At 58.0% G+C, this 14,221-nt stretch carries 9 protein-coding genes and 2 tRNA genes; 5 read left to right on the forward strand and 6 right to left on the reverse strand.

The window, feature by feature from the left end; translation table 11 throughout:
* Positions 1 to 23 precede the first annotated feature (23 nt).
* On the reverse strand, positions 24 to 1,361 hold the full coding sequence (locus P3M64_RS01265; protein WP_132939640.1) for an HlyD family type I secretion periplasmic adaptor subunit: 1,338 nt from the start codon (positions 1,359 to 1,361) through the stop codon (positions 24 to 26).
* Positions 1,362 to 1,369: 8 nt separating this feature from the next.
* Positions 1,370 to 3,883, reverse strand: coding sequence for an ATP-binding cassette domain-containing protein (locus P3M64_RS01270; RefSeq protein ID WP_132939639.1), 2,514 nt, complete (start codon positions 3,881 to 3,883; stop codon positions 1,370 to 1,372).
* Between the two features lie 575 nt (positions 3,884 to 4,458).
* Here P3M64_RS01270 and P3M64_RS01275 point away from each other — a divergent pair.
* The gene (locus tag P3M64_RS01275; RefSeq protein ID WP_165886367.1) at positions 4,459 to 6,624 is read left to right on the forward strand and encodes a CHASE2 domain-containing protein; all 2,166 of its coding nucleotides are present in this window, start codon (positions 4,459 to 4,461) and stop codon (positions 6,622 to 6,624) included.
* A gap of 55 nt (positions 6,625 to 6,679) precedes the next feature.
* On the opposite strand, the gene P3M64_RS01280 is transcribed toward P3M64_RS01275, so the two are convergent.
* From P3M64_RS01280 to P3M64_RS01295, 4 genes are all read right to left on the reverse strand, one after another.
* Complete coding sequence (locus P3M64_RS01280; protein WP_132939637.1) at positions 6,680 to 9,007, reverse strand: GAF domain-containing protein; 2,328 nt, start codon at positions 9,005 to 9,007, stop codon at positions 6,680 to 6,682.
* Positions 9,007 to 9,489 carry a hypothetical protein gene (locus P3M64_RS01285; RefSeq protein WP_132939636.1) on the reverse strand — a complete coding sequence of 161 codons (483 nt, stop codon included), beginning with the start codon at positions 9,487 to 9,489 and terminating at the stop codon, positions 9,007 to 9,009. The genes P3M64_RS01280 and P3M64_RS01285 overlap by 1 nt, the downstream gene beginning before the upstream one ends.
* A gap of 456 nt (positions 9,490 to 9,945) precedes the next feature.
* Positions 9,946 to 10,020: transfer RNA gene (locus P3M64_RS01290), tRNA-Asn, on the reverse strand.
* 19 nt (positions 10,021 to 10,039) lie between these two features.
* Positions 10,040 to 10,113 (reverse strand) — tRNA-Cys (locus P3M64_RS01295).
* Positions 10,114 to 10,730: 617 nt separating this feature from the next.
* Between P3M64_RS01295 and P3M64_RS01300 the strand changes: the two genes are divergently transcribed.
* The 4 genes from P3M64_RS01300 (at position 10,731) to P3M64_RS01315 (ending at position 14,124) form a co-directional block, all read left to right on the forward strand.
* On the forward strand, positions 10,731 to 11,384 hold the full coding sequence (locus P3M64_RS01300) for a protein-L-isoaspartate O-methyltransferase family protein (protein WP_132939635.1): 654 nt from the start codon (positions 10,731 to 10,733) through the stop codon (positions 11,382 to 11,384).
* A gap of 85 nt (positions 11,385 to 11,469) precedes the next feature.
* On the forward strand, positions 11,470 to 11,802 hold the full coding sequence (locus P3M64_RS01305) for a rhodanese-like domain-containing protein (RefSeq protein ID WP_243644806.1): 333 nt from the start codon (positions 11,470 to 11,472) through the stop codon (positions 11,800 to 11,802).
* A 130-nt stretch (positions 11,803 to 11,932) separates the two neighbouring features.
* The gene (locus P3M64_RS01310; protein WP_132939634.1) at positions 11,933 to 13,279 is read left to right on the forward strand and encodes a TolC family outer membrane protein; all 1,347 of its coding nucleotides are present in this window, start codon (positions 11,933 to 11,935) and stop codon (positions 13,277 to 13,279) included.
* A 59-nt stretch (positions 13,280 to 13,338) separates the two neighbouring features.
* Positions 13,339 to 14,124, forward strand: a complete 786-nt coding sequence (locus P3M64_RS01315) for a DUF2497 domain-containing protein (RefSeq protein ID WP_243644805.1) — start codon at positions 13,339 to 13,341, stop codon at positions 14,122 to 14,124.
* The last annotated feature ends 97 nt before the right edge of the window (positions 14,125 to 14,221 follow it).

Here is a 14,221-nt window from a genome sequence, read left to right on the forward strand (position 1 = left end):
CTATTAATCTGGCGCGCTGGAGGTCATCGTTCCCGGAAGGCTTCGTGACGCAGCTTTAAGACGGGTTTCATCAAGTAGTCCATCACCGTTCTTTTCCCGGTGTGAACGTCCACCGTGGCGACCATGCCGGGCATGATGGGGAGGTCGCCTGGGGTAGCGCCGAGATAGTTTTTTTCGGTTTGCACCACGACGCGGAAAAATGGGTTGCCCTTGTCGTCCGTGCTGGAATCCGGCGCGACGAGGATCACTTTTCCTTGCAGGCCTCCGTAGCGGGCGAAATCGTATGTCGATATTTTCACGAGGGCGTTTTGGCCTACGCTGACATACCCTCTATCGGTTGGGCGCAACTTACTTTCGATCACCAAATTTTCGCCGGTGGGGACGATCTCCATGATTGGCTCGCCCGGTTTGATAACGCCGCCGATCGTATTGGTCGTCATGTTCTTCACGATCCCGTTGATGGGACTCCTGATTTCGGCGCGCACGCCCTGTTCGTTGGCTTTGTTCAGCAACTGCTGAATGCGCGCGATATTCTGTTCGGTTTTCCCAAGTTCATCCTGGGCCTCGCGGTGGAATTTGGTTTCCTCTTCCTTTACGCGTTGGCGCGCTTCGGCGACGGCGGCGCGGGCGCGCGGAATGGCCGGGCCGAGGCCCTGAAGTTCGCCCTGTAGACTTTGTACTTCGGCATCCAACTGCAAGTGCTCCATCTTTGGCGTCAAACCTTCGGCGAGCAGAGACGTGGACATGGCGAAACGTTCTTTGGCGAGCTTTAGATTGGTTGCCGTCGAGCGGCGCTTGGCCTCAAGTTCCTGAACGTCCAGTTCGCGCTGTTTGACCAATTCCTGCAGGACGCCGACGGCCGCTTCGAGTTGGCGTTTGCGCGCGTTGTAAGCTTGGCGTTCCGCCTCCGCCTGCAAGGGGCGCTCCTTAACCAAATCGGGGGGGAAAACGGGTTCGTGGTCCTGGGTTTCTCCTTCCAGTCTGGCCTTGACCAAAAGTTCATTACCCAGGCGGACCTTCAGTTCGTTGATATTGGCGCCACCGGAGGCCAGGTCGAGTTGGATCAAGGGTTGCCCGGCGTGCACGACCGACCCCTCGGTAACGTAAATTTTTTGGATAATTCCCCCCTCAAGATGCTGGATGACCTTGATCTTACCTTGCGGAACGACCTCTCCGGGGGCGGAGGCGACCTCGTCAAGGGTGGCGAAGTTGGCCCAGACGAACGCCAACCCCAAAAAAATCATGACCGGCCATGCCAGCGGGCGCCAAGTCGGCACCGGGTGGGATGTGAGCATGGAATCGAGCTTGGGTGTTTGAGAGCCGCCCTGGACGGGGGTCTGCGGTGAAACAAGTGAGGACATCGAAGCGTTCATTTGTCGCCCTCGTCGTTGTCGGGATCGTCAATCCGAGTCTGCGTTATTGGGCGCAGGGTGACGGCATTCGTCCGGGTGGGGCGGGATGAAGATTGATCTTTTTCGCCGGACTTGGTCGTGGCCGAAGAGGCGTGGATGCCGGGCGCGCCGTCGATCGAAACAGGACGGATAGGGGCGCCCATCTTCCATGCTGTTTTCGGTGGCGTGACATGTTCGCCCGGGGCGACCTTGTGGGTCGGGGCGCGTCCGCGTGGATGCAGGGTGACGGTCGCCCCGCCTCCTTGAGGTCCTTTGATTCGGGAGGACGGTTGCCGGGAAGGAGAGAGAGGGGAAGACGCGGGCGAAATCGGCTGTGCGCCACGCGGACGAAGCACCGTTGTGGGCGGAGGGGAAGCTTGCGCGCCCGGCGGCGTGTTGTTTTGGGGGGGCGTCCTATCGGCCCGTGGTTCTTGGGGGGCTTGAACGCTTTTTCGCGTGCCGGGCGCGCCGATAGGGGCCAAGGGCTTATCCCGTTTGGGGGGTTCCCAATTCAGCGGAGCATGGGGCGTTTCCGCTTTCTGGCGCGCCCGGGTCAAATTCAAGGCCGGGGCGCCGGACGGCGCGGAAGGCTCTTTGCCGTGCGAAGGTCGTTCACGCAGGAGAGAGGCCGGTATCTTTTTTTCAACCGAAGGCGTTGTGGAGGGCGCGGGAAGGGGCGGCTTGCGCGTCTGTGTGTCGCCCGTTTGTTCTTGTGGCGTGCCCTTCGGCTGTTCTTGCGGCGCGCCCTTCGGCGTACGTTTTGGGCGCGACTCTTCCTCCGATGTCGCCGGTTTCGCGACGCCGAAAAGCCGCGGCAATATTTCGCTGGACGGCCCCGCCAGCGCCAACTTGCCATGGTCGAGCGCGTAAAGATAGTCGCACGCCCCCAGCAAAATCGGGCTGTGCGTGACGACGATCACCGTGCGGTCCTTAGAAATTTTCTTTAGCGTGTTGCGCAATTCCTGTTCGGCGTGGCGGTCCAGGTGAGAAGACGGCTCGTCGAGAAGGATCACCGGGGGGTCGCCAACCAGTGCGCGGGCGATGGCAATTCTTTGGCGTTGTCCACCGGACAAGCGCGCGCCGGCCTCGCCGATTTCGGTGGCGTAGCCGTCGGGCATGTCGATAATGAAGTGATGTACGCCGGCCTCGGTCGCCGCCTTGATGATTTCTTCATCGCTGGCCCCGGGCATGCGCTTGGCGACGTTGTCGCGGATCGTTCCCGCGAAAAGAACGCTTTCCTGAGGCACATAACCCATCCAACTGGCCAGTTCCGTGCGGGTGAATTGAGCGATGTCGGCATCGTCAATGGTGATCCGCCCACTGTTGGGATGATAAAGCCCCTGAACCAATTTGAGTAATGTCGTCTTGCCGCTGCCGTTACGTCCGACCAGTGCGTGAATGCCGCCTTTTTCGACTTTGAACGAGACGTTGGAGACGACCGGCGCCTGATCCTCGCCATAAGCGAAGCTGACCGCCTCGATCGACAAATGCCCTTGCGGCCGATCGATTTCGATGTCGCTGGACTCTCGTTCCGAGGGCATGTCGAAAAATTGCCCGAGACGCTCCACCGATTGATTGAAGCCGTTATAGGTTCGCCATGTTCCCACCAATTGGTTGAGGGGGCCGAGAATGCGGCCAGATAGCATATTCGTGGCGATCAGGGCGCCCATCGTGATTTGCTGGTCGATAATCGCAAGAACGCCGATCGTGGTCAGGGAAATCGACGTCAGCATCGATAACGATGCGCCCAGATTGGTGAAGCTGTCGGTCTTGCGGCCGCGATCAACGGCGTTTTTGATGTTCTTGGCGTGCTTTTCCTCCCAGATCGGACGCAACGCGCGATCCAAGGCCAGCGCCTTGATCGTGGTGCGGCTGGAAATCATTTCCGCGATCAGATCGTCACGGCTCTGGGTCGATCGCAATTCCTGTGCGTTGGCCTGGGCCATGACGTTGCCCGAACGCCAGGCGACAAACATAAAGACCGGAAGAACGATCAAAAGAACCCACGCCACGGGGGTCGCGATGATAAAAATCAAGGTTACGAAGATGACCACGAAGGGGAGATCGGCGACGAGAACTGCGGACGCCCCCGACAAGGTGTTGCGAACGACGTCAACATCGCGAAACAGGGCCTGCCAGTACGCCGAAGGCCGCGCTTCGAGGGCTTTCATCGGCGCGCCCATCAGTTTGGCGAACAGGTGTTTGCCGACCTCGATATCCACGCGCAGGGCGATAGTCTGCAAAATGCGTGAGCGCGCCTGACGCAGGACATAGTCGAAAATCAGCACGAACACCATGCCGATCAGCAAGCCTTCGAGCGTGCTGATGCCTTGATTGTAGACGACGCGATCGTACACTTGCATGACGAACACGGGAACGGCGAGCGCCATCACGTTGACGAAAAACGACATCGCAATAATTTCGCGGAAAATCGGCTTTATCGGGGCAAGAAACGGGCGTATCCAAGATCTTGCGTGGGGTTCTTCGCTCATGCGCACTCACTAAATCATTGGGCCGAATTTGTCCGTCGTCATTTTAAAACAATCGCGGAGACGACAAAACCGATGGCGAGGACGCCACGGAGGCCAAACAAGGCACGCCTTTTCAAATTGAAGGTATTTTTCGTAAACGAGCGCCCCAAGCTCTTTGTAAAAATACCCCGTAAATCAAGTAAGTATGTCGTTTGTGTCTTAACTAATCCTAAACGAAAACAACCCCGGATTAAATATAATCAAGGATATTTTTTCGCATCGGGATGGTGCGCGCTCCGTAACGCGACGTTACGGCAAAACGATCATGCCATGATAACTGTGTGGATATATATGTATTTTTAACTTAAAAAAGCTAAATATTAAAATCCACCTTTCATGGGTGGTCATCCGGGATAAACGGAACGCCTTGATATCCGGGGCAAAAGAGTGATGGGGGAGGGCTGATGTCGGTGAAGGGATATCTTGGTGCAATGGGGCGGTATGGGCTTGCTTTTTTTATGCGCTTTATCCGTGGAACGTTGCGCACCGACCGCCTTTTAGGCTTTGCCGTTCTCGCGGCGTTTTTAGGGGTTTTCATGCTTAACCCCCGAGAGCTCGAAACGCTCAGGGTTAAGGTTTTCGACGCCTATCAGCAGGCGAAACCGCGCGCCATTCCACCGGCGAACCGCCAGCCCGCCGTGATCATCGATATCGACGAGCGCAGCTTGGCCGAAGTCGGTCAGTGGCCGTGGTCGCGCACCGTTCTTGCCAAACTGGTGCACAATGCATTCGCCTTGGGTGTCGGCTTGGTGGGATTCGATATCGTGTTTCCCGAGGCGGACCGGACCAGTCCGGGGGTCTTGGCGCGGACGCTGCAGGGGCTGGATCCCACCACGCGCAAACGGCTAGAGGGATTGCCCAGCAATGATCGCGTGCTGGCCGATGAGATCCGGGGCAAACGCGTCGTGCTCGGGCAGGCGAGCTTCTGGGGGACACTGGATAAGAAAGATGCGCCCCCACCCATTCGCACCTCCGTCGCCGTTCGCGCGCCGCGAGGCGTCCAGGCGCAATCCTTTCTCAAGAGCATCCGAACCCTGGTGCGCAACGTTCCGGTGATCGACAAGGCCGCCGTGGGGCACGGCATTTTTTCGTTGATCCCCGAAACCGACGGAATCGTCCGCCGGGTTCCGTTGTTGTTCCGCCATGGGGGCAACATATATCCCGCCCTTTCCTTGGAAATGTTGCGCGTCGCTTTCGGTCGTCCGACCTTGTTGGTGACGGTGGGGCGCTTTGGAGTCAAGAACGTCGGCATCGCGCCGGTGCGCCAGTTTCCGCCCAAGGGGTTGAAGGTCACCACCGATTCGATCGGTCGCGCGTGGCCGTATTTTTCCAAGTCGGATAAATCGAAATACATTTCCGCGGTCGATGTTCTGAACGGCACCGTCGATGCCGCGAAACTGCGCGGGAAACTGGCCCTTGTCGGGACATCCGCCGTGGGATTGCTCGATCTGCGGGCGACGCCGGTCGATTCCGTGATTCCGGGGGTGGAAATACACGCTCAGATGATCGAAACCATCCTCGGCGGTAATTTTCTGAGCCGTCCGACCTACATGCGCTCTTTGGAGGCCTTGTTGCTGCTCGGTAGCGGGTTGTTGATGATCTGGCTGGTGCCATTGATCGGCGCGCGCTGGACCTTGCTGTTGTTGGTGGTGATCGCCGGGTCCAGCGCCAGCGGGTCGTGGTACCTGTTCGCCCACAAGCGGATGCTGTTCGACGTGTCCTACGCGGTGATCGCGACGTTCTTGCTGTATTCTTTTTTGACCTACATGAGCTACGCCAGGGAGGAGGCCCAACGCCGCCAAACCCGCGACGCTTTTTCGAAATATCTGTCTCCGGATATGGTCGAGGCGGTGGCCGCCAACCCGGGCAAGCTGAAATTGGGCGGGGACCGGCGCGACATGTCGATCCTGTTTTGCGACGTGCGCGGGTTCACCACCATTTCCGAACAGTTCGACGCGGTCGGTCTGACGGCTTTGATCAATAAGTTGCTGACCCCGTTGACCGATCAGATCCTCAAGCACAAAGGCACCGTCGATAAGTACATGGGCGATTGCATCATGGCGTTTTGGAACGCGCCTTTGGACGATCCCGAGCATGCTCGCAATGCCTGCATATCCGCCCTGGTGATGCTTGAGGAAATGGGGCCGCTCAACGCGCGCCTGGAACAAGAGGCGAAAGAGGAGGGGCGCAAACATATTCCGTTGAAGGTCGGCGTCGGCGTCAACAGCGGCGAATGCGTGGTCGGCAACATGGGCTCCGAACAGCGCTTCGATTATTCGGTTCTCGGCGACAGCGTGAATTTAGCTTCGCGCCTGGAAGGGCAGAGTAAAAATTACGGCGTGCGTATCGTCATCGGTGAAAGCACGCAAAAACAGGTGCCGGACTTGGCGGTGATCGAACTGGACTTGATCAAAGTGAAGGGCAAAAATCAGGCGGTCCGCATTTTCACCCTTCTGGGTGACGAATCTGTGGCAAAAATTAATGAATTTCAGAGCCTTAAAGAAACTTGTGAAAGTATGATCTCGGCCTATCGCAAGCAGGATTGGGCGGCGGCGCGAGACGGACTTGAACGTGCGCGGCCATCCGCCCGGTATTTCGATATCGAGGGATTAATGGATCTTTACGAAGAGCGTATCACGGCCTACGAGAGAAATTCGCCGCCGGCCGATTGGGACGGCGTATTTGTCGCCACAAGCAAATAAGCGAGGTGAAGGCGGGGGGAGATCGCGGGCGGAGGCGAAGACTGAAAAGGGGGCGTTATTTCGAGGACATCACCCAAATGCCCCGCCAATCCTTCGGGGCGTCCTTTTTCAGGTGTCGGCAGCGCTCGATATAGGTTTGCGATAGCCCATCGCGAGGATTGATGGTCAGGCACTGCTCAAAGGATTTCACCGCCTTGTCCCAGTTCCCCTTATGGTATTGGGTCCGTCCCTCTTTAAAATGATTGATCAGTTCCATGGCGTTGGGGAAGGTGTCTTCGCTGTGGTGGTCGAGGACCTCGTAGACGCGGACCGGTTTGGTCTTCCCTTTGACGACGACATCGTCGATATCGCGAATACGATAGGTGCCCTTGAGGCGCGCGAAGGTGAACTCGCTGATGAGCAAATTCGCCGAATACTGCTTGCATGCGCTTTCCAGGCGCGCGGCCAGGTTTACGCCGTCGCCGATGATCGTGTAATCCATCCGCTTGGGGCTGCCGATGCTGCCCGAAACCACGGTGTCGGTGTTAAGTCCGATGCCGTGATCGATGGGGCGTTGCCCTCGGGCGATGCGCACCTCGTTCCACTCGTGAAGCTTGACGATCATCGCAATCGCGGCGCGCACGGCGCGGTCCTCGTCGTCGCCGTGGGCGATCGGGATGCCGAACGCGGCCATGATCGCATCACCGATGAACTTGTCGAGCATGCCACCTTCATGGGAAATACAATCGACCATGATGGTGAAATACTCATTCAACAATTGGACGGTGCCTTGAGCGCCCAATTCCTCGGTGATGGTGGTGAAGCTGCGAATGTCGGAAAACAGCACCGTCGCCGTGGTGGCGGTGCCGCCCAACAGGTTTTCACCTTGCCCCAGTAATTGATCGGCGACACCCGGATCCATATAGCGTGACATGGTTGATTTCATGCGTTTTTCGGCGCTGATGTCCTCAATCATGATCATCGCGCCCAATTTATTTTTATCGGTGCTGATCAGGGGGAGGACGGTCAGGTTGACGGAAATTTTTTCGCCGCCGAAGGTTAACTCGCCATCGACGGTGATGTCGCTGATTTGGGTTTTATCGACCTTGTGAATTTTCTCGATCACCCAGTCGTTGGGAGCGCTGAAAAATTCATCCGCCGGCTTGGAGATGATCGCCGCGCTGTCTTCGGCCTTGAAAATCGCGACACCGGCGGCGTTGCAAGTGACGATGCGACCGTCCTCGTCAAGCGTGACGACGCCGTTGGACATGCTTTGCAACATCGATTCGTTATAGTTCTTCATGTTCTGCACGTCGCTGAACAGCTTGGCGTTTTCAAGCCCGATCGAAACTTGGGCGGTGAACGCCTTGAGGCGCTGCTCGTCCTCGCCGGTGAACGGCCCACCGCGTTTGTTCAGGCATTGGGTGACGCCGATCACCCGCCCCGCCTTATTGACGACCGGGACGCACAGAATGGAGCGGGTGAAAAACCCGGTCTTTTTATCGAAGCTGGGATTGAAGCGCAGATCGGCGTAGGCGTGGGGGATATTGACCGTTTGCCCCGAGGTGTAGACGCTGCCCGCAATGCCGAGGTGGTTGGGGAGGCGGATTTGCACCTGGTCCAACCCTTCGCCGACGCTAGACCACAGTTCCTGTGTTTTGTCGTCGTTCAAGAACAGGGTGGAGCGTTCGGCGCCGAGCATGCGCGTCGCTTCGCCCATGACTTTTTGCAGCAGGGCGTTGAGGTTGATTTCGCCGGTAACGTCGGCGACGATGTCCAGGAATTCCAACTCCTGAACTCTCTTTTTTTCCATTCTTTCGATGGTTTGCGTGTTTTGCAGGGCGATACAGGCCTGGGTCGTCATTGCTTCGAGCAAGGCCATGTCGTCTTTCGTGAAGCGCCCTTTTTGCTTGTTGAGGGCCTGTACGACGCCAATCACCTCGCCTCTGACGGTGGTAATTGGGGCGCACAAGATGTTCCGGGTGCGAAAACCGGTCTGCTCGTCGATCGTTCGATTGAAATGGGGGTCGGCATAGGGATCGTGGACGATGCGTCCCTCGCCCGAGGTGAACACCCACCCGGCGATCCCCGTGTCGTTGAGCATGCGGATTTCGCGGATATCTTCGCCCTGGGCGACGCGGGAATATAATTCTCCACTGCTGGGGTCATTGAGAAAAAGAGATCCCCGTTCGGCCTTGGTCTCGTGGGTGACGATATCCACGAGGGCGAGCAAGACCTCGTCTAGAGTGTCGAGCGCGGCCATTTTGTGCGAAATGTCGAGAAGCATTTCGGTGCGGCGCAGGCGCAACGCCGACGTTGACGGCGTGCGTCTGGGCGCGCCGTTTGATTCGGGTTGTTTCCGGGCGGGGGATGAGGGTTTTTTCGGGGCCGATGTTTTCGTCATTAGCGGATCTCGATCATGTCGCGCAAGGTCGCGATGGTTTCATGCAACTGACGGATTTCGTCCCGATGCTGGGCCGCCATTTTTTGTTGGCGATCTTGGTAGGTGAAGTTGGCTTTTTCCAAAGATTCGCGCAGAGCGGCGACGGTTCCCTGAAGCTGAGCGATCTCATCGGCGTTGTTGCGGGTCGCTTTTTGAACGGCCTCGTCCTTGTCGAAGCGTAGTTTTTCCAGTTCGCCGCGCAGCGCCTGGCAGGTTGCGCGTAATTGGATGATTTCCTGATTGGTTGAGGCGACGGTCTTTTGGACGGCCTCATCCTTTTCGAAGCTCAAAGTCTCCAGGTTCTCACGCAGCGTCCAGATGGTTTGGTGTAAATGGCGAATTTCGGCCAATGCCTCAAGATTTTGCATTCCCGGAACGTTCGTCCGTCCGTGTTTGTCGTTATTTTCCACGCCCTTTGAGCGGGCTTTCGGTGAACGTCCCACGGACAATTTCCTTCCTCGGGGCAGGGGGATTTTTTCATCGCGCCCCCTCCACGGCGAACGGCGGCCTGGGAAGAGGGCGGGCAAATTTCCCACCGGCAGAGCACGTTATGAGGTTTTCGTGCAACCCTCATTTTATAGGGAATACAAGGTACGATGACTTCCAGAAAAGATCAAATCTTATAAGGGGTTGAGCTTTCCTTAGAGCCGCCTTTCGAAATTCGGACGCCGATGTGAGCTATATCTATCGTTTGCAAAATTTGATGTATGGGGAGTCCGGAAACCACTTAACACACAATCAGAGATGTGGGGCCAGAGATGTGGGGCGGTTCGCAATTTGGGACGATTTGCGATTATGGTGGAAGAGGAGAAGAGGAATGGAGCGGAAATTTTTTTATTGCCGCGTAAATTAAAGCAAATAAAAACGGTCGGAACTTGTGATTCCGACCGTTTTTAAGATGGCTCCGAGGGTCAGATTCGAACTGACGACCGGTCGGTTAACAGCCGACTGCTCTACCGCTGAGCTACCTCGGATCAGGCAACCCCGGAATGATGGAGGCGCGGACCGGAATCGAACCGGTGTACACGGCTTTGCAGGCCGCTGCGTAGCCACTCCGCCACCGCGCCAATTTCGCCGACGGCGACCAACGAAGGCCACCAACCGGGGATCCATTTACGCCTCATCCCAAGGGCAGGCGGAAATTAGACGCTTGGCGCCTCCGTGGTCAAGCACGCAAATTGCAGTTTTGTATTTTTTTTTGCACAGAGGGTGTTTTCCATTTCCCTCCGCACGCCGGAATGAAGAGGCGAACGCCGCTTCTCGCGCCGAATTTGCGCCCGTCACGGCCCTTGTAAAGGTCGTCGGTCGTTGTTTATGTTCGCGCCGCGTCGATTCCAGTTCGCGGGATGGCGGCGATGGGATATTTCTCGACCGCTTGGATCGGATCGGGATTGTCAGGCGAACGCGTTTGGCCCTATAAAAAGGGCGACGGAGTCTGCCTGATCGTGCGTATCTTGAAAACGTCAGTCCCGTCCACCGCTCCTGCGGGTTCGCGCTATGCGCGTCGTGGGGCGCCGGTTCCCGGTGGGCGTTATTCTGAAGGATGAAAGGTGCGTGCGATCCTGACCGTTCGTTCGTCCCCGACCTCTCAGGGGGCTGCTATCGTTTTTTCATGTGTTTAGCGTTATGACGTTGCATAAGGCACACGTTACAGAGAACCCCAGCCGACAAAAGGAAGTGCACGATGGATTTTTCCGCCGCACGCCACAACATGGTTGAAAGCCAAGTCCGCACCAACAAGGTCCGGGATCCCTTGGTTCTGGAGGCAATGGAAACCTTGCCTCGCGAAAAATTTGTTCCCGAACGCCTTCAGGCGCTCGCGTACATGGACGAAGATATTTCCCTCGGCGGCGGTCGCGTCCTTATGGAGCCGATGGTTTTGGCGCGCCTTCTCCAGGCGGCGGACGTCAAGGCGGAGGACATTGCCCTCGTCGTCGGATGCGCCAGCGGTTACGAAGCCGCCGCGCTGTCCAAACTTGCGGCGACCGTCGTCGCGCTGGAAAGCGATAAGGCGCTGGCCGACGAGGCGGCGCATACGCTGGCGGCGTTGGGATTGGACACCGTCGCCGTTGTCGAGGGAGCGTTGCCCGCGGGATACCCGGAGCAGGGTCCTTATGATGTGATTTTCATCAATGGCGGCGTGGCTGAGGTCCCGGCGGCGTTGCGCGATCAGTTGGCGGACGGCGGGCGCATGGTTTATGTCGCGTTAGGCGCGCGGGGAGGAGGGCAGGCCGTTCTGGCGAACAAGCAAGATGGCGTCCTTTCCCAGGTTGATTTATTCGATGCCGCGTGCCCCCTCTTGCATGATTTCGCGAACGCACCCAAATTCACTTTCTGACGGTCGGGTTCCTTATTCGTGGATTCTACGGATAAGCGGATAAAGAGCCTTGCGTCTTTTTCGTAGCGTTTGGTGGAGAAAAAGCGTGGCAGGGTCTTTCCCCGTCGATATTGATGTCCATACGTTTCATGATATGCGCGAGAAGGGCGAAAATTTGTGGATTTTGGATGTGCGCCAACCCTGGGAAACCGATATTTGCGCCTTCGAGGACGGCATCAGGCTTCCCTTGGCCTCTTTGCCGGAGGGCGTCGATCGAATCCCTCGCGACAGGGCGGTCGTGGTGGTTTGCCATCATGGTATTCGCAGCAAACATGCGGTTTCGTGGCTGCGGGCGAACGGGTTCGACAACGCCATCAATTTGAGCGGCGGCATCGACGCCTGGGCGCGCCAAATGGACCCGACCATGGCGACATATTGAGCGTTTGAAAGCGTGTGAATACAACTGATTGAGATTCCTTTGCCTTTTATGGCGACGGCGGATAAACTCAAAACCCGATTGGGGGTCTTAGCTAATGTACGGTCGATTAAGAAGTGTAGTTCCCGTTTTCATGGCAGGCATTTTCAGCCTGTCGTTAGGCGTCGCGGCGCATGCACAGACTTTCGAGGAAACCTTGGCTGCGGCCTACCGCAGCAACCCCGGTTTATTGGCCGAACAAGCCCGCTTGCGCGCCATCGACGAAGGGGTGGCGCAAGCGCGGTCGGGATGGCGTCCTTCGGTTAACGCCACAATGACGACCGGTCGCGCCATTGACGATAAAAGCGCGACGCCCAAGGTCTATCGCGACCCCTCGACGATGGGTGTGACGATTTCCCAGCCGCTGTACTCCGGCGGGAAAACCGTCGCCGCCACGGCGCAGGCGGACAATGCCGTGTACGCCGGGCGCGCCCGACTCTCGAGCGCGGAACAAACGGTTCTGTTAAACGCCGCCACGGCCTATGTAAATGTCGTGCGCGATCAGGCCGTCGTCGATCTCAACATTAACAACGAACAAGTTCTGAAGCGTCAATTGGATGCGGCGAAGGATCGCTTTAAGGTTGGCGAGATTACGCGCACCGATGTCGATCAGGCCTCGGCGCGGCTGGCGGGAGCGACCGCCGACCGTATTCAGGCCGAAGGGGCGCTGGAAACATCGCGCGCCAATTTCGTCAGCGTCGTGGGCATGGCCCCGGAAAAACTGGGGGCTCCGGACATTGAATTTTCGTTGCCCGATTCCTTAGGCGAGGCGGTCAAAATCGCCGCAGAGGGAAATTACACCGTGCAGGCGGCGGTTTATGACGAACGCGCCGCGCGCGACGGGGTGCGCGGCGTCGAGGGCGATTTGCTGCCCTCACTGTCCTTGAACGGTTCGGCGACTCGCTCGTTGAACACGATGAGCCAGAATTACGCCTCGAACTCTTATCAGGCGCAGTTGGTATTGAGCGTTCCGCTGTATGAGGCCGGTGGGACCTATTCGCGGCTTCGCCAGGCTCGCCAACAGGCTTCACGGCAACGCCTGTTGATCGATCAGGCGCGCAGGAGCGCTACCGAGTCGGCTACCAGCGCATGGGAAACTTTGCAAACGGCTCGCGCCCAAATCGTGTCCATCAAATCGCAGGTCAACGCCTCGCGAACCGCACTGGCCGGCGTCGAACGCGAAGCCGCAGTGGGCTCACGCACCGTTTTGGACGTTTTGGACGCCGAGCAGGAGTTGCTGAACGCGCGCGTCAAGTTGGTGCGTGCCCAGCGCGACGCGACAGTCGCCATTTTCCGCTTGAAGGAATCCATGGGGCAACTCACCGCCCGTAATTTAAACCTCAAGGTGGATTTATACGATAACCAAGGGCATTATCGTGAGGTTCGCGGCAAGTGGGTCGGAACCTCGTCGAGCGGCGAAGATAATCGTCCCGTGCAGTAGCGGGCGCCCGGCGCACAACGGATATCATCTTTGGGGGACACCAACCGAGTGAGCGGTCAATGAGCGAAGAAGTTGGGCAGGAAGAAGCGGGCGAAGAGCCCTCGATGGAGGATATCCTCGCATCCATTCGGAGAATTCTGTCCGAGGATGAGGAAGAGGAGGGGGGCGAGGGCGCGGCATCCGCCGAGACGCCCGTAGAAGAGCCCGCCGCTTCCGCCGAGGAAGAACCGGAGATGGACATGGCCGCCGCCATGGAAGAGATGGCGGGGGAGTCCGAACCCGAGCCGGAAATGGACATGGCCGCCGCCATGGAGGAAATGGCGGCGGAGCCGGAGCCGGAGCCGGAAATGGACATGGCCGCCGCGATGGCGGAAATGGAGGATACGCCCGAGATAGAATTGGCTGAACCTGAGCCGGCGCCCGAACCAGCGCCCGAGCCCGAGCCTGTTCCGGAACCCGATCCCATTCCAGAGCCGGCGCCCGAGCCCGAGCCCGCACGAGTCGTGGCTCCTCCGCCCCCTCCGCCACCCCAGGCCGCGCCTGCAGCGAATATTTTTGATCTTACCGAAGAAATGATTGCCGATTTGCCCCAGGATAAGAGCATCATGTCGGCCCCCGCGGTGAAGTTGAGCGAGGATATTCTCGGCGATTTGGCGCGTGCGATTCTCAGTCAGCGGGAGTTGGCGGTCGGTGGTCACGAGGTCACATTGGAAGGCATGGTGCGTGAAATGATGCGTCCCTTGCTGAAAGAGTGGTTGGATCAAAACCTGCCTTATCTGATCGAGCGGCTGGTCAAGAAAGAGATCGACCGGATGATTAACCGGGCCGAGCGTCTGGAAGATTAAGATTTTTCCCGTCGCCGTCCCGTGACGCCCACGTGGCGCGCGCCATCCCGATGTCACCCCACCCGACACCCCGAGATTAAAAGAGAGGACCGTTCGG

The organism is Varunaivibrio sulfuroxidans, assembly GCF_029318635.1.
Classification (GTDB): Bacteria; Pseudomonadota; Alphaproteobacteria; order Rhodospirillales; family Magnetovibrionaceae; genus Varunaivibrio; species Varunaivibrio sulfuroxidans.

What these genes read in the sequence shown, in the direction of transcription:
- P3M64_RS01265 (WP_132939640.1), bottom strand. Translation starts at nt 1,361, where the DNA reads ATGTCCTCACTTGTTTCACCGCAGACCCCCGTCCAGGGCGGCTCTCAA.
- P3M64_RS01270 (WP_132939639.1), bottom strand. Translation starts at nt 3,883, where the DNA reads ATGAGCGAAGAACCCCACGCAAGATCTTGGATACGCCCGTTTCTTGCC.
- P3M64_RS01275 (WP_165886367.1), top strand. Translation starts at nt 4,459, where the DNA reads ATGCTTAACCCCCGAGAGCTCGAAACGCTCAGGGTTAAGGTTTTCGAC.
- P3M64_RS01280 (WP_132939637.1), bottom strand. Translation starts at nt 9,007, where the DNA reads ATGACGAAAACATCGGCCCCGAAAAAACCCTCATCCCCCGCCCGGAAA.
- P3M64_RS01300 (WP_132939635.1), top strand. Translation starts at nt 10,731, where the DNA reads ATGGATTTTTCCGCCGCACGCCACAACATGGTTGAAAGCCAAGTCCGC.
- P3M64_RS01310 (WP_132939634.1), top strand. Translation starts at nt 11,933, where the DNA reads ATGGCAGGCATTTTCAGCCTGTCGTTAGGCGTCGCGGCGCATGCACAG.
- P3M64_RS01315 (WP_243644805.1), top strand. Translation starts at nt 13,339, where the DNA reads ATGAGCGAAGAAGTTGGGCAGGAAGAAGCGGGCGAAGAGCCCTCGATG.